Source organism: Streptomyces sp. NPDC059454 (assembly GCF_042749965.1).
Taxonomy (GTDB): Bacteria; Actinomycetota; Actinomycetes; order Streptomycetales; family Streptomycetaceae; genus Streptomyces.
Genome location: NZ_JBHYVC010000065.1, coordinates 16,151 through 35,212, shown reverse-complemented (window position 1 = coordinate 35,212; position 19,062 = coordinate 16,151). Strand labels below are relative to the sequence as shown.

The 19,062-nt window shown below is 72.2% G+C and carries 18 protein-coding genes and 2 pseudogenes; 7 read left to right on the top strand and 13 right to left on the bottom strand.

Going from position 1 to position 19,062, the window contains the following annotated elements; genetic code table 11:
* Positions 1-12: 12 nt before the first annotated feature.
* The 3 genes and pseudogenes from ACFXAE_RS30485 to ACFXAE_RS30475 form a co-directional block, all read right to left on the bottom strand.
* Positions 13-249: pseudogene (locus tag ACFXAE_RS30485) on the bottom strand (response regulator transcription factor); the annotation flags it as partial.
* Positions 243-544, bottom strand: a pseudogene (locus ACFXAE_RS30480) (histidine kinase); the annotation flags it as partial. The pseudogenes ACFXAE_RS30480 and ACFXAE_RS30485, both read right to left, overlap by 7 nt.
* A 119-nt stretch (positions 545-663) precedes the next feature.
* Complete coding sequence (locus ACFXAE_RS30475) at positions 664-1,788, bottom strand: hypothetical protein (RefSeq protein ID WP_384720915.1); 1,125 nt, start codon at positions 1,786-1,788, stop codon at positions 664-666.
* Between the two features lie 121 nt (positions 1,789-1,909).
* Here ACFXAE_RS30475 and ACFXAE_RS30470 point away from each other — a divergent pair, with 121 nt between their 5' ends.
* Genes ACFXAE_RS30470 through ACFXAE_RS30460 form a run of 3 tightly spaced genes read left to right on the top strand, consistent with a single transcriptional unit; the run spans position 1,910 to position 4,567 of the window.
* Positions 1,910-2,914, top strand: a complete 1,005-nt coding sequence (locus tag ACFXAE_RS30470) for a glycosyltransferase family 2 protein (RefSeq protein ID WP_384720912.1) — start codon at positions 1,910-1,912, stop codon at positions 2,912-2,914.
* On the top strand, positions 2,901-3,314 hold the full coding sequence (locus tag ACFXAE_RS30465) for a GtrA family protein (protein ID WP_384720909.1): 414 nt from the start codon (positions 2,901-2,903) through the stop codon (positions 3,312-3,314). The genes ACFXAE_RS30470 and ACFXAE_RS30465 overlap by 14 nt, the downstream gene beginning before the upstream one ends.
* On the top strand, positions 3,311-4,567 hold the full coding sequence (locus ACFXAE_RS30460; RefSeq protein ID WP_384720906.1) for an NAD(P)/FAD-dependent oxidoreductase: 1,257 nt from the start codon (positions 3,311-3,313) through the stop codon (positions 4,565-4,567). Before ACFXAE_RS30465 ends, ACFXAE_RS30460 begins: the two co-directional genes overlap by 4 nt.
* A 25-nt stretch (positions 4,568-4,592) precedes the next feature.
* Here the strand turns inward: ACFXAE_RS30460 and ACFXAE_RS30455 are convergent, their stop codons facing one another.
* The 6 genes from ACFXAE_RS30455 to ACFXAE_RS30430 all read right to left on the bottom strand — a co-directional run bounded on the left by ACFXAE_RS30455 (position 4,593) and on the right by ACFXAE_RS30430 (position 14,063).
* On the bottom strand, positions 4,593-6,308 hold the full coding sequence (locus ACFXAE_RS30455) for a hypothetical protein (protein WP_384720903.1): 1,716 nt from the start codon (positions 6,306-6,308) through the stop codon (positions 4,593-4,595).
* Positions 6,309-6,648: 340 nt separating this feature from the next.
* Positions 6,649-7,917: an ABC transporter substrate-binding protein gene (locus ACFXAE_RS30450; protein WP_384720900.1), complete on the bottom strand. Its 1,269-nt coding sequence runs from the start codon at positions 7,915-7,917 to the stop codon at positions 6,649-6,651.
* Positions 7,914-8,933 carry a hypothetical protein gene (locus ACFXAE_RS30445; RefSeq protein ID WP_384720897.1) on the bottom strand — a complete coding sequence of 340 codons (1,020 nt, stop codon included), beginning with the start codon at positions 8,931-8,933 and terminating at the stop codon, positions 7,914-7,916. The genes ACFXAE_RS30450 and ACFXAE_RS30445 overlap by 4 nt, the downstream gene beginning before the upstream one ends.
* Positions 8,930-10,324 carry a hypothetical protein gene (locus tag ACFXAE_RS30440; RefSeq protein WP_384720894.1) on the bottom strand — a complete coding sequence of 465 codons (1,395 nt, stop codon included), beginning with the start codon at positions 10,322-10,324 and terminating at the stop codon, positions 8,930-8,932. The genes ACFXAE_RS30445 and ACFXAE_RS30440 overlap by 4 nt, the downstream gene beginning before the upstream one ends.
* A 63-nt stretch (positions 10,325-10,387) precedes the next feature.
* Positions 10,388-12,697 carry a tetratricopeptide repeat protein gene (locus ACFXAE_RS30435; RefSeq protein ID WP_384720891.1) on the bottom strand — a complete coding sequence of 770 codons (2,310 nt, stop codon included), beginning with the start codon at positions 12,695-12,697 and terminating at the stop codon, positions 10,388-10,390.
* A 43-nt stretch (positions 12,698-12,740) separates the two neighbouring features.
* Complete coding sequence (locus ACFXAE_RS30430; protein ID WP_384720888.1) at positions 12,741-14,063, bottom strand: serine protease; 1,323 nt, start codon at positions 14,061-14,063, stop codon at positions 12,741-12,743.
* A 91-nt stretch (positions 14,064-14,154) separates the two neighbouring features.
* Between ACFXAE_RS30430 and ACFXAE_RS30425 the strand changes: the two genes are divergently transcribed.
* Positions 14,155-14,469 carry a trypco2 family protein gene (locus ACFXAE_RS30425; protein WP_384720886.1) on the top strand — a complete coding sequence of 105 codons (315 nt, stop codon included), beginning with the start codon at positions 14,155-14,157 and terminating at the stop codon, positions 14,467-14,469.
* A 113-nt stretch (positions 14,470-14,582) separates the two neighbouring features.
* On the opposite strand, the gene ACFXAE_RS30420 is transcribed toward ACFXAE_RS30425, so the two are convergent.
* On the bottom strand, positions 14,583-14,735 hold the full coding sequence (locus tag ACFXAE_RS30420) for a hypothetical protein (protein ID WP_384720883.1): 153 nt from the start codon (positions 14,733-14,735) through the stop codon (positions 14,583-14,585).
* Positions 14,736-15,057: 322 nt separating this feature from the next.
* Here ACFXAE_RS30420 and ACFXAE_RS30415 point away from each other — a divergent pair, with 322 nt between their 5' ends.
* Complete coding sequence (locus tag ACFXAE_RS30415) at positions 15,058-15,714, top strand: hydrolase (protein ID WP_384720880.1); 657 nt, start codon at positions 15,058-15,060, stop codon at positions 15,712-15,714.
* 327 nt (positions 15,715-16,041) lie between these two features.
* Here ACFXAE_RS30415 and ACFXAE_RS30410 read toward each other — a convergent pair whose 3' ends face one another.
* The gene (locus ACFXAE_RS30410) at positions 16,042-16,509 is read right to left on the bottom strand and encodes a MarR family winged helix-turn-helix transcriptional regulator (protein WP_384720878.1); all 468 of its coding nucleotides are present in this window, start codon (positions 16,507-16,509) and stop codon (positions 16,042-16,044) included.
* A 205-nt stretch (positions 16,510-16,714) separates the two neighbouring features.
* Here ACFXAE_RS30410 and ACFXAE_RS30405 point away from each other — a divergent pair, with 205 nt between their 5' ends.
* The gene (locus ACFXAE_RS30405; RefSeq protein ID WP_384720875.1) at positions 16,715-17,023 is read left to right on the top strand and encodes a GNAT family N-acetyltransferase; all 309 of its coding nucleotides are present in this window, start codon (positions 16,715-16,717) and stop codon (positions 17,021-17,023) included.
* A 31-nt stretch (positions 17,024-17,054) separates the two neighbouring features.
* Positions 17,055-17,465, top strand: coding sequence for a (4Fe-4S)-binding protein (locus tag ACFXAE_RS30400; RefSeq protein WP_384720872.1), 411 nt, complete (start codon positions 17,055-17,057; stop codon positions 17,463-17,465).
* Between the two features lie 263 nt (positions 17,466-17,728).
* Here the strand turns inward: ACFXAE_RS30400 and ACFXAE_RS30395 are convergent, their stop codons facing one another.
* The gene (locus ACFXAE_RS30395; RefSeq protein ID WP_384720869.1) at positions 17,729-18,217 is read right to left on the bottom strand and encodes a carboxymuconolactone decarboxylase family protein; all 489 of its coding nucleotides are present in this window, start codon (positions 18,215-18,217) and stop codon (positions 17,729-17,731) included.
* 106 nt (positions 18,218-18,323) lie between these two features.
* Entirely contained in the window at positions 18,324-18,989 is a 666-nt protein-coding gene (locus tag ACFXAE_RS30390) for a TetR family transcriptional regulator (RefSeq protein ID WP_384720866.1), read from the bottom strand.
* Between the last annotated feature and the right edge of the window lie 73 nt (positions 18,990-19,062).

The window sequence follows — 19,062 nt, the reverse complement described above, 5'->3', positions numbered from 1 at the left end:
TGCCGCCGGGACTCAGCCGTCGCCCTGTGCGGGGGGACGCACCAGGCCGCCCCGGCAGGCGATCACGACGAGCTGCGCCCGGTCGCGGGCGTGCAGCTTGGTCATGGCGCGCTGGACGTGGCTGCGCACGGTCAGCGGGCTGACGACGAGATGGTCGGCGATCTCGGTGCTGGACCTGCTGTGCGCGGCCAGGGCCATGACCTCGCGCTCGCGTTCGGTGAGGGCGGTGAGGCGTTCGGGCGCGGCGACTGCGCCAGTCCGTCGTCGGTGTCGGTGTCCTGGCGCAGCAGTCCGACGGTGGTCTTGAGCTCGCGCAGGGCCGCCGCGGTGTCCCGGAGAGCTTGCCCAGGATCTCGTACGCCGTCTCCGGATCGGCCCGTGCGAGGGGGGCGGTGCCCGCCTGGGCGTTGGCCAGGGCGAGGTGGTGGGCGACGACGTCATGGAGTTCGCGGGCGACGCGCAGGCGTTCCCGGACGACCCGGTGGCGGGCCTCCTCCTCGCGCTCGCGGGCGATGTGCTCGGTCCTGGCGGCGGCGTACTCGCGGGCGGAGCCCGTCACGGCGTCGTGCGCCTGCCGTCACTTTCCCCTGGTGCGCTCGCACGGGACGGGGCGCCGTCTCCTCCTCGGGGAGGACGGCGCCCCGCCACGGACCTCGGTGGCTGTCAGCCCTCGGTGCCCTCCACGAACTCCTCCTCGCCGAGCGCACCCGCCGCGAAGCCGCCGAAGAAGCCCTCCATGAGCTCGTCGATGTTCACCTCGGTGGCGCCCGCCGGGGCCGTGGCCTTCTCGCCCTCGCCCAGGCGCAGCACCAGCGCGAACTTCTTGACCTTCGCCTTCTCGGCCAGCTTGGCGAGGTCGACGGACACCTCGGTCAGCTCGCCGTTCTTCAGCGTGAAGTCGGCCGTGACCTTCTCGTTGGGCGCGTCCTTGAAGTCCTTGGCCGTCGGCATCTCGGTGCCCGCCGGCAGCTGCTCGGCCAGCGAGCCGAGCTTGTCGAACAGCTCGGTCATCAGCGTGCGGAAGGGCGCCGTGGCGGTGATGTGCTCGGTGCCGTCCGATCCGTCGGAGGTCTTGAAGTCGACCTGCTGGGCGATGACCTGCCGCAGCGCCTTGGTGAGCTTCTGCTGCGTCTTGGCGTCGAGTGTGGGCTCAGCCGAGGGCTCCCCGGCGCCCTCCGCCCCCGACATCTGCCCACGGGCCTCCTCCACCTCCTTCGTGGACATCTTGATCCACTCACCGCTCAGCACCTGCTTGAACGCCCCCGCGCTGTCCGGCAGTTCGTCGGCCGACGGCATGGGGCTGCCGGACATCTTGCCGATCGCCTGCGCGTCAAGGCGCACGTAGAGGTGGTCGCCGACCAGCCGGTACTCGAGCAGGGCGGCGCCGTCCGCACCGCTGAGCTTCATCGCCATGCCGGTGAAGTCCTTCTCGCCGGACTTCTCGATCGGCTTCTTCGACTGCACGGAGAAGGAGAGCCGCGCGTCACTGAGCAACTCGGCGACCTCGTCGGGCATCTCCTCACCGGGCGCCGCCCCGGAGTCCAGTGCCTTCAGCGACGCGGCGTCGGTGTCCAGGTCCAGCTCGAAGGAGAGCGAGCGCTCCTTGCCGAGCTGCTCGAAGGCCTGGTCGAGCTTCTGCCCGGCGGACAGGTTCTCCACGGTGCCGCAGGCGGCGGACCCGGCCAGGACAACGGTGGCGACGGCGGTGGCGGTCAGGGTCTTGCGTATGGCGGGAATGACGGTCTCCTCGTAAATACGACCGATGTGGTCGCTGTAAAGACCGATCATCACCCCGAACGGTTGTACGCCGCACCCGACTTTCCGGGGACTACCGCTCGCCAACTGTTCGAGTACGGGACACCATCGGCTATTTGCCCGCCGTTCAGCCATGCTCCCTAGCGTCGCCGCAATGTCAGACGTATCCGCTGCCACGACACCGCCGGCCGTGCCGCGCCCCCGGGGGACACCCGAGGGAACCACGCTGGTCAGTTATGTGCTGCCGGTGTTCAACGAGCAGGACGGCATCCGGCGCTTCCACGACGAACTCGTGGAAGCGATCCGTACCCGCCCGGAACTCTCCTTCGAGCTGGTGTACGTCAACGACGGTTCGTCCGACACCTCCTTGGCGATCCTCCGCGACCTGGCGAAGAACGATCCGCGGGTGTGCGTGGTCGACTTCGCGCGCAACTTCGGGCACCAGATGGCGATCACGGCCGGACTGGACGAGGCGCGCGGTGACGCGGTGATCGTGATGGACACCGATCTGCAGGACCCGCCGCGGGTGAGCCTCGAACTCATCGACGCCTGGCGGGACGGTGCGGAGATCGTGCACGCGCGGCGCCGGTCCCGGCGGGACGGGTTGTTCAAGAGGGCGACGGCCGCCACGTACTACCGGGTCCTCCGGGCGTGCACGGAGGTCGACATCCCCCTGGACACCGGGGACTTCCGGCTGCTGGACCGCAGGGTCGCCGACGAGCTGCGGCGCTACCGGGAGCGCAGCCGCTTCGTGCGGGGCATCGTCGCCTCGATGGGCTTCGTCCAGGCCGAGGTGCACTTCGACCGCGACGAGCGGTTCGCCGGCGAGACCAAGTACCCGCTGCGGAAGATGGCGCGGCTGGCGATCGACGGGGTGACCGGCTTCTCCACGGTGCCGCTGAAACTGATCACACGCCTCGGGTTCGTGGTGCTGGCGCTGTCCTTCGCGGGCATCCTCTACGCGCTGGCGATGAAGGTGTTCCGGCCCGACATCACGGTGTCCGGCTGGACCATGCTCATGGTCGTCGTGCTGTTCCTGGGCGGGGTGCAGATGCTCTCGCTCGGGGTGCTCGGTTCGTACATCGGGCGGACGTACAGCGAGGCGCAGGGGCGGCCGCTGTACATCGTCCGGCAGGTGGTCCGGCATGACGGCGACTGACGCGCCCGCCCGCACCGGGCGACGCCCCCGGACCTTCCGGCAGCTCATCAGCTACACGCTCGTCGGCGGCAGCGGTGTCGTCCTGGACCTGGCCGCGTTCGCGCTGCTCCACAACGTCCTCGGATGGCACGAGCAGGTCGCCAACGCCGTCAGCACCACCCTCGGCATCACCAACAACTTCGTCCTCAACGCGGTGTTCACCTTCGGCAAGCGCGACCGGCCGGCGCTGCGCTTCGTGCGCTTCTACGCCGTGGGACTGGTCGGCATCGCGCTCACCTTCGGGCTGCTGTGGTTCTTCGCCGGCCGGCTCGGGACCGACCCGAACCTGGTCAAGGCCGCCTCCCTGCCGCTGGTCCTGGCGGTGCAGTTCCTGCTCAACCGGAAGTGGAGTTTCGCGTGAACCTGGGCATCATCGGCGCCGGCGCCACCGGACTGACCGCCGCCTACGACGCGGTCAAGGCCGGGCACACGGTCACGGTGCTGGAAGCGGCCGACGAACTGGGCGGCCTGGCCGCGTCACTGACCGTGCAGGGCACGCCGCTGGAGCGCTACTACCACCACATCTTCCGCTCCGACCACGCCATGATCGAACTGATCGAGGAACTGGGCCTGGGCGCGTCCCTGCGCTTCCACAGGCCCACCACCGGCATCTACCGCGCCGGACGCCTGCGCCCCTTCAGCACCCCGCTGCAGATGCTGCGCTTCCTCCCGCCGCTCCCGGCGCTGCGCTTCGCGCTGTCCTCCGCCGCGCTGAAGGCCGTACGCAAGGGGGAGCGCTTCAACGACCGCACGGCGCTGGGCTGGCTGCGCCGCTGGGCCGGGCGGCGCGCCACGGAGGAGATCTGGGAGCCGCTGCTGCGCGGCAAGTTCGGGGAGCGCGCCGAGGAGGTGTCCATGGCCTGGCTGTGGGCCCGGGTGCACTGCCGCACCTTCGAACTGGGCTATGTGCACGGCGGGTTCGACAAGGTGTACGCGGCGCTGGCGGACGCGGTCACCTCGCGCGGCGGGAAGATCGAGTTCGGCAAGCGGCTGACGCGCATCCGGCAGGACGGCGACACGGTGACGGTCGACACCGGGGACGGGGCGTCGTACGGCTTCGACCACGTGGTCGTCACCACCCCGCAGCCCGCCTTCGCCCGCGCCGCCGGACTGCCGTCCGACGACGTGACGTGGCGCAACCAGTACCTCGGCGCCACCTGCCTCGTGCTGGAGCTGGACCGCAGCCTCATCCCGTACTACTGGCTCAACGTCAACGACACCGACTTCCCGTTCCTGGCCGTCGTCGAGCACACCCGGATGGTGGACCCGGCGGAGTACGGCGGCAAGCACGTCGTGTACGTCGGGAACTACGTGCCGCGCGACGACTGGCGTTTCACCTCCGACCCGGAGGACCTGCTGGAGGCGTACATGCCCTGGCTGCGATGCCTGAACCCGGACTTCGACCGCTCCTGGATCTCCCGCCGGCACTTCTCCCGCGCCCCCTTCGCGCAGCCCGTGGTCACCCCGGAGTACCGGGAGCTCATCCCGCCGCACGAGACGACGATGAGCCGGGTCACGCTGGCCACGATGGCGCAGGTCTACCCGCAGGACCGGGGACAGAACTACGCCGTGGCGATGGCACACCGGGTCATGGAGCTGATCGGCGCCCGGTGAGCCGCGGTACGGCGACGGCCCGCGGTCACCGCAGCCGGCACACCACGAACTCCTCCGCGGGCGCCGGCGGACAGTCGTAGCGCGCCTCGATCCGCCGCGCCAGCCCCGGGTCGATCCTCCCCGGCGGGAACCAGCCGCGGTGCAGCACCGCGTACCGCGGCGGGTCCTCGTCCAGGCAGCGGGCGTTCTCGGCGTACGAGTCGAGGGTGCGGACGTCCGGCAGGTAGCGGGTGCGCTGCAGGAACGTCGGGATCGGGTAGGGGCAGGGCGAGGCGTGCCCGATGAAGTACGCCTCGTGGCCGAAGGCCAGGTACTGCACGAGAGCCCCGTCCGGCAACTGCCGCCGCACCTCGGCCGCCGCGCCGGCCCTCTGCTCCGAGTCCCGCAGGTACGCGGCGTTGGTCCCGAGCACCTCGCCGCGGTCCATGAGATGGGGGGAGGACGGCCAGACGGCCACCGCGGCCAGCCCGACCCCCGCCACGGCGGCCCCCACCACGGCGGCCGGCACCCGGAACCCGGTACCGCCCCCGACCGGGCGCCGCACGTCGGAGAACGCGGCGCCGAGCGCGACGCCCCCCGCCCCCCACACGACCGCCGACCGCTGCAGCCCGTGCGGGGCGGCGGAGTACAGCGGCGTCAGGACGGCGATCACGCCGCTGACCGCCAGGAAACCCAGCGGCACCCGCCCCCGCGCCCCGTACCACCGCGCCACCGCCAGCCCCCACAACGCGGCGGCGCCCACCGGCAGCGCGGCGGCGTGGTACGCGAACCAGTTGCCCTGCACCACGACCGCGCCCAGCCCTGCGGCGGCCCCCGCCGCGGCGAGCACCGCCCACTCGGTGCGCCGGCGCCGGTCGTCCTGGCAGGCGAGCAGCAGGAGCAGCGCCGCGGGCAGCAGAAGCAGTACGGGACTCAGGACGGCCCGGTCCGCGAGGAAGTCGACCGACCGGGCGAAGAGCTCACCCGGCCGCACGCCCTGCCGGGACAGCGAACCCTGGTTGATCCGCGGCATGTCCCGGATCCACTGCCACTCCCGCGACCCCGACCAGAGGCTGAGGCCCAGCAGCAGCGCGCTCGACGCGGCCGTCGTGGCGGCGAGGAGGAGCGCGCGCACCCGGTCGGCGGCGAAGACGGCCAGCAGCGCGACGAGGGCGGTGGCGGCCGTGGAGTACTTCATCATCACCGCGAGCCCCAGCGGCACGGCCGCGAGCGCCGCGGCGGGCAGGGGCTCTACGCCGGCGAGCACGACGGCCACCGCGAGCACCGACAGCAGCGCCGCCGTCCACTCCGGCTGCAGGAAGTCGGTGCGCGGCGCCAGCGCGAGCACCAGCGCCACCGCGCCACCGGCCAGATCCGCCTCCCGCCCCGGCAGCCGCCGCCGCAGCGCGGCACGCAGAGCGAGCCCGGCGGCGAGGCACAACAGCACACCGACGCCACGCAGGACCGCCTCGCGCACCGCGGTGGGCCCGGCGCTCAGCTGATCGAGGCCGTACAGGAACCACCGGTAGAAATACGGCCGGTGAGTAAAGGTCTCCGACGGTGAAATGCCGACCGCCTCACCACTCCGCAGGCACGCCAGCACATACCGAATGTCCCCATGCAGTCGGGCCGTCGCCACGGAGTACACCAGCACGGCCCCCGCTACGAGCCCGACGACCGGCCGCGCCACGCGCGTTCGTCGCCCGGCCGACGGCTGCGTACGGATCTGCGATATCAGCGAGTCGGTCACGATGCGGGACATTAACAGTATGCCGTGAAATCCTTCGCAGGGAATTCGGCGCACCGGGTCGTTCATTCTCCGGACATCTCCGGTTGCCCGTGAATTCGCGGGAGAATTCCTGGGGACACCGTGCCGGGATTCGGCGCTACGCGCGAGTGCCGCCGAATCCCGTCGGGATCGTCGCTCCCGTGGGAGCACGCCCCGCATCGGTCACCGGTCGATCCTTATCACTCCACGAGGCGGAGACGGCTGACGGGAACGCAGGCCGCATCCGGTCACGGCCTGTGGGCGGGCGGCGCAGGGTTCACCGTCGCGCGGCGCCCCGGGGCGTCCTCCCGCGGGAAGAGGCCCGGAGTTCCGCTCACCGCCTGCTGCACACCGTCTTCGGAGCCGCCCTGCCGCCGGCGCCCCGTGCGGACTGCGCGTCCTGCACCCGCTGCACATCGTGGAGGAGGCCCGGAACGTCGGGGTCCTTGCCGGCGGCGGCCCTGGCGATGGTCAGCAGTACGGCCTCGTAGAAGGCGTCCCGCACGGCGGGTGCCATGACGTCCGAGGCGTCCAGGCAGCGGGGCCCTTCGCGAAGCCGCCGGGCGATCTCGCCCTTGACCGCGTCGCCTCGCGGCGTCACCTGACGGTTCGCCGAGAAGACGCCCGCCTGTTCGGCCCATTCCCGCTGGCCCTTCTCCGAAGCCAGCCGTTCGATCAGCTCACCGGCCTCGGGGCGGTCGCTGAACAGCGCCGCGAAGTCGCCGGCCACCTCGCGCCCCCGGACCCGGCCGTCCCCCTCGGGCAGCAGTGGGGCGGAGTCCGTCAAGCGCGCACGCCTCGCGTCGTCCCGGTAGAAGGAGAGCGCGAAGGAGCCCTGGTGCTCCAGGGCACACCCGTCCGGGCCGTCGAACAGCAGCCCGTTGCCGTGCGGGGCGCCGCGGTGGTCGGTGAGCAGGGCCGACTCGGCCGCTTCCTCGTCCTGCCGGAGCAGACCGGCCCAGGCCTCCCAGGCGGTGCGCACCGGATCGCTTCGCCACCACTTCGCCCCGCCGGTGCCCAGCGCCCACTTCTCGTAGACGCCCGGGCCCTCCCGTTGCAGCACGAGGTCCTCGATCCAGTCGGTGCCGGGCCAGCCGGAGGCGCCGTCGTCCCCCATGCCGACGCACCACCTCTTCAGCGGAGCCGGTGCGCCGTTTGGCTTCTGGCCCTCGCGGTACCAGACGATGCTCTTCAGGTCCGCCTTGACCGGCACCCAGTACACGTGCCCAAAGGACGAGGCGGCCGGCATCCAGGGGGCGCCGTACTCCCGCGGATCGTAGAGATCGTCCAGCGGCTCCAGAAGTTTCTGGTCGGCGTACTCGGCGAGTTCACCGAGGCCCGGCATGATCACGATGTCCGGGGGCTCTCCCGACTGCACCTTGGAGAGCAGCACCTCCCGCTGGGCCGCGGTGCCCTGGTAGCGGAAGGGGATGCCGAAGCCCCGCAGCACCTTCTCGAACTGCTCCGCCTGCCCGGCCGTCCACGTCCCGAGGATGGTCACCGGCTCCTCGTCGTCGTGCTGCGCCCAGACCACCACCATGCCGCCGGCCGCGATCAGCAGCAGGACCACACCGAACACCAGCATCCTGAACCGCCGGGTCACCGTCGCCTCCAGTAGTCGTGGTCGAGCCGCAGACCGAGCCCCAGCGCGGGCAGGACGACGGCCAGCAGGCTGCCGACGAGAGCGCCCCGGTACACCGATTCGGCCCACGCGCCCTCGGCCGGCCGCTGCCGGACGCCCTCCGACATCTCCGTGACCTTCTGCTGCACCACGGTCGGCGGACCGCTCCGCCAGGACTCCTCGGTGATCTTCCGCAGATCCCCGAGCATCCCGGCGAGATCGTTCTGGGTGGAGTACGCCGTCATCAGCGGGACCACCGCGAGCAGCACGGTGAGGACGAAGGCCGCGAGCAGGTACGGGTTCCAGTCACGGCCGCAGCGGTCGCGCAGCACGAACAGCGCCGAGAGCAGGGTCAGCGCCACCGCGGCCAGGGCGAGTTCGGCGACCCACCATCCGGCGCGCTGCCACCACCCCATGGCGGCCGTGCCCTCGGCGTGCTCCAACTGGGTCTGCTGCAGGACCTTCAGACGCGGTGCGACTCCCACCGTGTCGCGGGTGAGCAGCGACTTGGCCTCCAGGAGCCTCAGCTCCCGCATGAGGGGCTGGTCACGGTAGAGGGAGGTGCCGAGAGCGAGGGATTCGCTGTAGGTGGCGAGCAGCCCTTTGACCGTGCCGAGGTCCTGGTCCGTGCGGTCGGCGATCCGGGACAGGCCCTGGTCGGCGGCCGAGAGCTGGGAACGGTAGGCCTCGCCCGAGCCCGCGACGCCGATGAGGTCCATCCTCGCCAGGCGGTCGACCTCCTCGTCGGCGCGCAGGGCCGCGAGCCGGCTGGCGGCGAGCCCCTGCACGGCCGGCGCCTCGCGGGACGCGAGCGCTTCGGCACTGTGCTGGACCTGACGGCTGGAGAGGAACAGGGCGGCCGACGCGACGGCCGTGAGCAGCAACAGCACCAGCAGGTGCACCTCCAGCAGCCGGCGGGTCCGCCAGGAGCCCAGGCGCCCGCGCCAGAACGCGGCGGGGGAGTACCGGCGCCAGGACACGGCGCGCCCGGCCGTCACAGCAGCCTCTCCCCGCACGCGATGCAGTAACGGGCCTCGCTCCCCGCCGGGGTGCCGCAGCCGGCGCAGCGCGGACCCGGCGGCGCGGCGACGGGATCGGCCAGGGGCCCGCCGGGACGGGACCCGGCGCGCAGGATCATCGGGCCGAGGGTGCCGGCGTCGACGGTGCGCAGCCGGACCCGCCCCCCGGCCGCGTCCTCGATGCGGGCGACCGCGCGGATCTCGTCCAGCACCCAGTCCGTGCCGAACCGCACCGCCAGCCGGGCGGCCTCCCCCAAGCGGTCCTCCGCGGTGTCGCGCCGGTGTTCTTGGAGGGCGACGAGTCCCTGGCGAAGGGCGCTGCGCATCCTGGCGGTGGCGTTGAGGGTACGCACGCTGTCGGCCCCCGCGGCGGCGTGCGGCGAGGGCTGCTCGGGGAGGTGCCAGCGGGCGGTGACGGGCGCGTGGACGTCACCGACGGAGACCATGGCGAACTGCAGCTCGGTCTCCAGCGGGTCGGCGTCGGAGTCGGCGACCAGGGTGAGCAGGTAGTCGCGTCGGCCCTGCTCCCACTGGTAGGTCGGGAAGCTCCAGCAGTGCGGCCGGCCGGGTGCGGGCAGGCCGCCGAGCCGGTGCGGCCGGGGCGCCTTCTCGCTGAGCGAGACCTGCCGCACGGAGGGCCGTACGGTCACCTCGATCGGCAGCTGGGGGGTGTGCACCCGGCGCAGCCGCTGGATGGCGGCGGTGATCGCACGGCCGAGCCCGTCGTCCACGAACTCGGCCGTGCCGTGCAGCCGTTCGGCGAGAGTCAGGAGCGGGTCGGGCGCCCAGTCCGTGCCCACGGCGAACACATCGCAGGTGAGCTGCCCGGCGCAGGCGTCCAGTTCTTCCTCCATACGGTTCCCGTCGTCGGCGCGGGCGCTGCTGCCGTCGGTGATCAGTACGAGATGGCGCACGGACACCGGCCGGCCGACGAGCAGGGCGCGCGCCGCGGCCACCCAGGCGGCGTACCCGACGGGACGCGGCCCCTCCCGGTGCAGCGGGAGCGATCCCGCGACGAAGGCGGCCCGGCGTCTCGCGTCCTGATCGGCGACGGCCCACTCGTCGTCCCCCCGCGGATAGCACCGGACCGGCTCGGGACCGCTGCCGAGCACGGCGAAGGAGAGGCGGTCGGGCAGGGCACGCAGCGCCGCCGGCAGGGCGTGCCGGACGGCCGCCCGGTGGGATTCGGCGACGTCCACCGCGATGATCACGGCGAGTCGGACCGCGGGCAGGTCGGCGGGGGCGCCGTCGGCGGACACGTCGACCCGCAGATGCGCCTCGATCTTCGCACTGCGGTGCGGGCGCGGATCGCCGCCGAGGTCGACGCGGAGTCGGATGCCCGGCTGCGGCGGCCGGGTGGGGCTGCTCATGTCGTATGTCACCGCTCCTTCGCCTTCGTCGCCGGGTGCTGTTCCGTCCGCCGGGTCGTGCGGTCAGAAAACGGTCTGCGGCCGTACCGCGTGCATGAGGTCCACGAGGTGCTCGTGGGCGGTGGCCGGTTCCTGGTGGTGGGCCGCCAGCCGCCGGTAGTGCGACTCCAGCTGCTCGCGCAACGCGCGCTCCGGCATGCTCAGACGGCGCAGGGCGCGGGCGGTGAGCCGTCCGGCACCGCTTCCCGGGGAGCCGGGACGGTCGCTGAGACTGTGCACCGCGTCCAGTTTCCACTCGTGGAGTTCGGCGCTCAGGCGCAGCGCCTCGTCCTCGGACAGGCCCGGCTCCCCGTCGCCCGGACGCCGGCCCACCAGGCCGTGCAGGTCGGCCAGCGCCGCGTCGACCTCGGTGGGCAGGGGCAGCGGATCACCGTCTCCGGGCAGCCGGGCCGCGCGGATGCGCAAGGCGGCGATCCGGGCGACGGTGTGGTCCAGCGTGCCCTGCCGGACCCGGCCGAGCACGTCGATGGCCGCCCGGCGGTCGCGTGCCCGGAGCGCGAGCCTGGCCAGGCCGAGGGCGGCGCCGCCGTGCGCGGGATTGCGGGCGAACACGGCCTCGTACAGTTCCTTGGCCGTGGGCTCGGCGGTGTCGTCGCCGAGCCACTCCGCGCAGTGGGCGAGGGCCAGTTTGGGCGCGTACTCGCCGGGCAGTTCGAGGTGGACCCGGGTGAAGTGGTTCCGGGCCTCGGCGACCTGCCGCGGGTCGTCGTCGAGGTCGGCGCCGCGCAGCGCGAGCAGGGCGCGGTGCCACTCCAGCCGCCATCGGCGCACGGCGGACGGTCCGGGGACGGAGTCGGCCGTGTTGAGCTCCTCCTGGGCCCGCCACAGGTCGTCGGGGGTGTCCCGGCCCAGCAGGACGCGCACGTTGTGCAGACAGATCTCCACCGAGCGCGGTTTCTCGTCCTCCTGGTCGAGGAGCCGGTCCGGGGCGTAACCACTGCTCACCTCGAACCGTGTGGCCTGGGGGTCGCCCGGATAGGGCCTGGGCACCGGCAGGCAGTCGGCGATCTCGGCGGGTGTGGGCGTGCCGAGGTCGAGGACCGGTGCCACGGGCGGCTGGTACCGGTCGCGGCGGGGCCTCTCCAGCCAGTGCCCGATGGCCGGCACCATGCCGAGCCGGGCGCCGGGCAGCCGGGTGGACGGCCGGAAGTGGTCGGAGGGCTCCGGCGGATCGCTCTTGCCGCGCAGCGCACGGATCTCCCGCAGGGCGCCGCGCAGTTGACCGACCATCTCACGGGCGTCGGTGAAGCGGCGGCCCGGGTCGGTCCGCACGGCACGGTCGACGACCCGGTCGAAGGAGGCGGTGCCGAGGCCGGGCACCTCGGTGACGGCCCAGCGGGCGAGTTCCCGCAGGGTGACGCCGACGGTGTGCAGGTCGTGGGCGACGGTGGGCACGGCCGACGTCCCGGTCTCGGGCGCCATGTAGTCGGGCGTGACGTGGGCGGGCGGCAGGCTCTGGCCCTGTTCGCGCATGCCGCCGAGATCGATGACCTTGATGCCGTCCCGGTGGTGCACCACGTTGGAGGGCTTCATGTCCCCGTACACGAAGACCCGTTCGCCGTCGGCGTGCAGGTGGACGAAGGCTTCGAGGATCTGGCAGCCGTACGCCGCGACGTGCTCGATGTCGAGGACGGACTCCCCGCGCCGGACCTCCTCGGCGACCTTCGCGAGGGTGCCGTCACCGACGTCGTCCATGACGATGTAGCCGCCGGTGACCTGCCCGCTGTCGTCCCTGCGGGCGACGAAGTCGCGGATCTGGACGATGCGGGGGTGGCGGATGGCGACGAGGTTGCGGCGTTCGACGTCGGCGAGACGGGCGCCGTCGTGCTCGTACCGGTTGAGCAGTCCCTTGACGGCGACGACGTCACCGAGATGGGTGTCCTCGGCGAGGTAGACCCAGCCCTGGCCGCCGTGTGCGATGGGTCCCATGACGCGGTACTGGTCGCGCAGCAGGTCGCCCTCGACGAGTTCGGGCCGGTACGAGTAGCGCTCCCCGCACGCCGGGCAGAATCCCTCGATCGGCACCGGGCCCTCGGTGTAGGGCGGGGCGAAGGTGATGCCGCAGTCGGCGGAGGAGCAGCTCATGCGGATGCGCGGCGGTGCCCCGGGGCGGATGAGGCGCTCCTCGGCGGGGCGCGGCTCGCGCTCGGGGAGGGCGAGGAGTTCGCGGGGCCCGAGTTCCCGGGGGACCCCGGGCAGTTCGGGGAGCCCGGGGCCGCTCGCCGCACGGCCGCAGGCGGCGCAGTAGCCGGTGGGCAGTACGGTGCCGCCGCAGGGGGCTCCGGTGAAGCGCCGGTGCGGGCAGGTCGTCATCCTCTCGTGCTCCTTCCCCGCCCGGGCCGGACGGCGCGCCGCGTCACCGGTCCCCGCAGCGGCTCAGGTCGGCGCGCAGGGCCCTGATCAGCGCGCGCAGCAAGGTGAGTTGCTGTTGCGGATCCCGTACGTCGTCGAGGTGGCGGCGGGTGGCGCGGTGCCGGTCGGCGGTCTCGGTCACGGAGCCGAGGGAGGCGCTGTCGACGATGTCGCGGCGTATCGCCCGGCCGAACTCCGCGCGTCGCAGGCGGTCGAGCAGCGTGTCCGCGTGGTCCAGCAGCGCGGGCCGCAGGAGGAGGTCGCGGGACGCGGTCCAGCCGGGGCCGCCCTCGTGACGGAAGACGAGCAGCAGCCGGAAGCCGAACATCCGTAATCGGGCGAGGACGTCGATGAGGAGCTCCGGCCGGGGTTCCTCGTCGAGACCGTCGACGAGGACCGTGACCGGCCGTACGGGCGCGCGGTCGGCCGCCCGTACGGGCCGGGCCTTGGCGCCGCGCAGCCAGTCCCAGTACGCCAGGTACTCACCGGCCGGGAAGGTGACCTGGTCCAGGGCGTGGTCGATGAGATCGGGTCTGCTGGCGCCGCCGCGATGGACGACGTGGGCACGGTGCAGCAGATGGCGCAGGGAACGGTCCTTGCCGCTGCCCGGGGACACCACGGTGATCTTCACCGGGTCCTCGTCCGGATCGTCGAACCACCGGCCGAGCCGCTCCTCGAAGCCGTGGTCCCAGGCGCCCGGGCTGCTCAACTCCTTTATCACGGGCGAGAGTTCGGCGATGCGGTCGACGGGGATCAGATACGAGAAGGAGAGCCGGTTGTCCTCGGGCAGAGCCGCGCCCAGGTCCCCGCGCCAGCTGACGACGAGGCCCACCACCCGGGCGGGCCGGCCCTCCTCGGGCCGGGTGCACACGCCGGCGCCACTGAACCCGGCGCGCACCACCTCCGACCGGGTGACGGCGTCGAGCTGCACCCGCTCACCGCTGGCGCCGCCGATCCGCCCCCACAGGCTCATGCCGTCGTCGAAGCCCTCCGCGTAACCGGTCGCGTACACCTCCATGCCACCCCGCAGCCGGGTGTCCAGCGGAGCGCGGCGCGCCTGCGGGCGGGGGCTGTCCAGGCGCAGCACGGCGACGTCCTCACCGCCGGCGCCCTCCGCCAGCCAGCCGCCGGGCATGACGCGCGCGGAGACCGGCTCCAGCCCGCCGTTCTCGGCGAACTCCAGCCACATCACGGCGTCCGGCCGGCGCACCACGTGCGCACAGGTCAGTGCCGTGTACTGGTCGACGAGCACGCCGGCGCCACAGACGGGGCCGTGCGCGTCCTCGCGCCGCAGCCTGAGTCTCCAGTCCGCACGCAGTTCCCCCATGCCGTCTCACACTACGTGCAAAGCACGGGACCTCCCTAGACTTGTGAGCAGGGTGCATCGTTCAATCAGCCGAAAGTGGCGGTGTGTTGATATGACGAATGCGGAACCGATCGGTCTGGCGGAGGCCATCGGCACGGTGCGCGCGGAGCTGGCGCGGGCCCAGGCGGAAGGCGCGGAGAGCGACTGGCGGTTCCACGTGGAGCAGGTCAGCCTGGAGTTCTCGGTGCAGTTCCACCGGGCCGGCGAGGGCGGGGCGGGCCTGCGCCTGGGCGTGGTCGAGGCGCGCCTGGGCGGTTCGGTGAGCCACGACTCCACGCACCGCGTCGAGGTCGCCCTCAAGCCCCTTCCCCGCCCCGACGGCCGCCACCACGAGGTCGGCCGCGAGGACACCGCCGCCCGAAGCTGAGCCGCTTCGTCCCGGAAGCCCTCCCGTCGCGCTGCTGTGGCCGTGCGTCGTCGGGCGCCGACGGGGCCGCCGGCTCCGTCCTGCACGCCTTGTACGCCGACGCCTCGAGCCTCTCACTGGACGGCCTCGGCGTACCGCCCGCCCGGCAGGCGCCGGCCGGAGAGCGGATGCCCCTCGGCGGTGCGCCAGGACTCCGGGCCGGAGGCGTCGTAGCCGTACGCCGGCGCGGCGGCCGAGGAGGAGTCGCACGCGGGGTCCCGGGTCACCACCCGGCGCGCCGGCGTGTCCCGGGGCGTCGACGAGCGCGCCGCTCACGTGTGGTTCCGCACGGAACCGGCGTGTGTGACCCCTCCCCGCAGCGCGGTCGCGCTTCACCGATGCCGGCGGGCCGTGCCCGACCGGCTCGCCCGAACGCCCGGGGCCGACGCTTGTTGACGCGTCATCAACTGGCATCTAGCGTGGGTGATGCGTCAACCAAATGGTTCGGGGTCGCCGCCCGGTCGGCCCGTATCCGGCTCGCCGCGGGGCATCGGGATGCCGGTGCACCGCGGAGACCCGCGGACGCGAAGTTCCAGAAGGGGAAACCTCGTGAGTACTGAGAACAAGAACGGACTCGGCGCGCTGCTGACGCCCGAGGAGAGCGTGCTCGTTCTCATCGACCACCAGCCGTTCCAGTTCGCCAATCTGAACAGCCATGAACCGACGATGATCGTCAACAACGTCGTCGGGCTCGCCAAGGCCGCCAAGGTGTTCGACGTCCCGACCATCCTGACGACCGTTCTGGAAGAGCGCGGTGGCCTCCTCATCCAGGGGCTGCAGGATGTGTTCCCGGAGCAGAAGCCGATCAACAGGACCTTCATCAACACCTGGCAGGACGAGCGGGTCGTGGATGCCGTCAAGGCGACAGGGCGCAAGAAACTGATCATCGCCGGTCTCTGGACGGAGATGTGTGTGGCCATGCCGGCCATACAGGCGGCGGGCGAGGGCTTCGAGGTCTTCGCCGTCACCGACGCGTCGGGTGGTGTCTCGAAGGAGGCCCACGACATGGCGGTGCGGCGCATGGTCCAGGCGGGCGTGGTCCCGATCACCTGGATGGTCGCGCTGGGCGAGTGGCAGCGCGACTGGGCCCGTGAGAAGACCGTGCCGGGCGCTGCCGAGGTCCAGGCGCAGCACGGTGGTGCCAGCGGTGTGGCCTTCGCCTGGGAGACGCAGCTCCTGGCCACACCCACGGGAAACGAGGCCTGACATCGCCGCCGCCCCGGCACCGGTCCGTATCGGTACTGCCTGTCGTCGACCGGTTCCCTCGCGGACAACAGCCGGTCGGCTCGTCCCGCGTCTCCCCACGGCGGGCGGGCGTCGCGCGTCCGAAGCCGCACTGACCGGCGACGGGCGGCTTCTCGTCGAGCGGGCTCTCCGCGCCCCACGTCACGAGATCCGTGCCCCGCTGTTCAGCGGCCTCGGCGGTGAGCGCGTCCGTCGCGGACTCGGCCGGCGGCCCGCGCACCAGGACGTCCTCGCCGGGCCGGCGCGGGGCCGCCCTCCCGTGCCCGGGGAGCCGCGCCCCTCGCCCGGTCAGTCCGGCTGCTTCTCCATGTGCTCCAGGACGCGCTTGGAGATCCGGCCGAGTGTGCTGAGCTGGTTCGGGGTCAGGGCGTCGATGAACAGGCGGCGGACGTGCTCGACGTGCTGGGGCGCGGCCTCTTCGATCGCCCTGTAGCCGGCCGGGGTGGCGACGATGAAGGCTCCGCGCCCGTCCTCGGGGCATTCCTCCCTGGCCACGAGCCCGCGTTTCGCCATCCGCGTGACCTGGTGGGACATCCGGCTCTTCTCCCACTCCACGAGTTTGGCCAGATCCAGGAAGCGCATCCGCCCGCCGCCCCTTTCGGTGAGGCTGACGAGCACGATGTAGTCGGCTGCTGACATTCCGGAGTCGGCCTGGACGCGGCGGGACAGCCGTCCGATGAGCGTCTCCTGCATGCGGATGAAGCTGTCCCAGGCGGCCTTCTCTTCCGGGTCGAGCCAGCGTGGTTGTGCGTCCATGGGGGCAGTCTAACGAAATCGTTGACAGCTCATCTACTGGCGGTGGTGGCGATGCGGCCCCGGGTGGGGCGGCGCGCTCGCTCTGCGCCGCGGACGTCCTCGCCGAAAGTTAAGTTGATGCATCAACCTCGTAGGGTTAGGCTGATGTCCCGGCTGACGGAATCCTGCCGAGTCGAGCGGGATCGGGCCCCCACGAGGAGGACACATGACGGTCGAAGTGGGCGACGTGCCCGAGGCGAAGCGCTACGAGGCCCGTGTCGACGGGGAGTCCAAGGTGGCGGGCGTCGCGGAGTACATCCGCACGACGGAACTCGTCGCGTTCGTGCACACCGAGGTCGAGCCGGAGTACGAGGGCAGGGGAGTCGGGTCCGCGCTGGTCCGCACCGCCCTCGACGAGGCACGCGCCGCGCACCTGCGGGTGCTGGCCACCTGCCCCTTCTTCGCGGGCTGGATCGGCCGGCACCCCGAGTACCAGGACCTGCTGTACCAGTCCCGGAGCAGGGTCAGTGACTGACAGGCCGGGCACGGCAGGAACGGAGGCGGGCGTGAGCGGCGAATCCGGGCGGAAGGCATACCGGACGGAGTCGATCACGGTGACCTTCGAGGCCGGGCGCTGCCTGCACGCCGCCGCATGCGTCCATGGCCTTCCCGAGGTGTTCGACCCGGCGAAGCGGCCGTGGATCCAGCCGGACAAGGCTACGGCCGAGCGCCTGGCGGAGGTCGTACGGCGCTGTCCCTCGGGCGCGCTCCGGTACGAACTCGTGGACGGCGGGACGGAAACCCCCGACCGGCCCACCACGGTCACCCGCGGTGCCACCGGGCAGTTGACCGTGCGCGGGGAACTGAGCGTGGACACGCCGCGAGGCCCGCGCGCCGAGACCAGAGCCGTGCTGTGCGGCTGCGGACAGAGCCGCCTCCAGCCGTACTGCGACCACGCGGGGCCCTGCGGCCAGTGACGCGGCCGTGCCGGCCTTCCCCCGTGCGGCACTCCTGATGTGCTGCGTGTCGTCGATGTCCCGCCGCTCACCGCGGGCCCCGGGCGGGTACGGCTCGCGGTACGGGCCGCGGGCGTTCGCGGGGACCGTGTTCAGCGGTCCTCCCGAGGCGTGGGCGCCGACTCGTCCTGGCGAGGTGGAGGCCCGCCACGCTGCCGGATGACGCCACGGTCTGTCGCGGGCTTCCGCGGGCGGAGGCCGGCGGTGCGGCGGGCCGACCGCCTCTACTCCTCGTGGAGCTGCGACACCGGGTGCTTGCTCATGATCGACACGCGATTGAACGCGTTGATGGTGACCGCCACCCAGATCGCGGCTGAGATCTGGTCCTCGGAGAGAACCTCCCGGGCGGTCTCGTAGGCGGATGTCTGGGTCGCGGCGTTCCCCGGATCGGTCGTGGCCTCGGCCAGCGCCAGGGCGGCGCGCTCCGAGGGGGTGAACAGGCCGGTGTCCCGCCATGCGCTCAGGACTCCGAGCCTCTGCGGTGATTCACCGGCGCGCAGGGCCGTTCTGGTGTGCACGTCGAGGCAGTAGGCGCAGCCGTTGAGTTGCGACACGCGGAGGTTGATCAGTTCCACGGTGGCACGGTCGAGTCCGGCCTCGGAGGCCGTCGCCCGGACCGCCTCCGAGACCTGCACCAGGGCATGGAAGGCCTTGGGGCTCTGCTTGTCGATGAAGATCCTGCGGGGCGGGGAGCCGTGGGTGCGGTTGCTCATGTCGGGGCCTCCTCCGGGCCACGTTCGAAGTGGCCTGTGCGCGTGCGGATGCTGTGGCCGTCGGCCCCGGCGCGGGCGGGCACGGAAGCGCCGGTCACGGAGATGTTCAGGTGCGCGGCAGTATGCCCAGGAGCATCGAGGTGAAGGAGACCCGCAGGGCGTCACGCAGCTCCATGTGGAGCACGCCGAGGGCGGGCTCCTCCGCGTAGGCGGCGAGGAGGCTGGGCGGCGGCGGGACGTAGGACGACAGGGCGCCCGCCGAGACGAGGCTCATCAGGCAGAACGTCTGCGCGTCGTCGCCGAGTTCGGGCACGTGGCGGCGCACGAGCTCGACCATGTCCGCGAGCCTGGTGAGGGAGGAACGCTTGTGCCGCTTGACCACCTCGACGGAGACGTTGTGCTCGAGGACGCCGCCCTGCGCGCCGAAGAGGTCGCACAGCACCACCCGGCCGGCCAGCGAGCGGCTGAGGGTCTCGGCCAGTTGGCCCGCCCGCACCTTTGGTGCGGCATCCGCCTCGATGCCCGCGGCCAGCTCCTCCGCCAGCTCGGCGAGCCACCTTTCCAGGAAGGTGTCCAGCAGTTCGAGCAGTACCGCCTCGCGTGACTCGAAGTACCGCAGGACGTTCGACTTGGCCAGGCCCACCCGCCGGCTGAGCTCGTTGAGGCTCACCTCGGCCACGGGCATCTCGTCGAGCATCGCCGCCGCGGTGTCCAGGATCGCCCGGCGGCGGATTTTCCGCTGCTCCTCGCTTCGCGCCCGCTGAAATGTCACACCCTCATCCTAGCTTAAAGACCGGCGGTCCCTTGACAGGAGACCGGCGGTCTTTTACGTTGGTCCTTGTAAC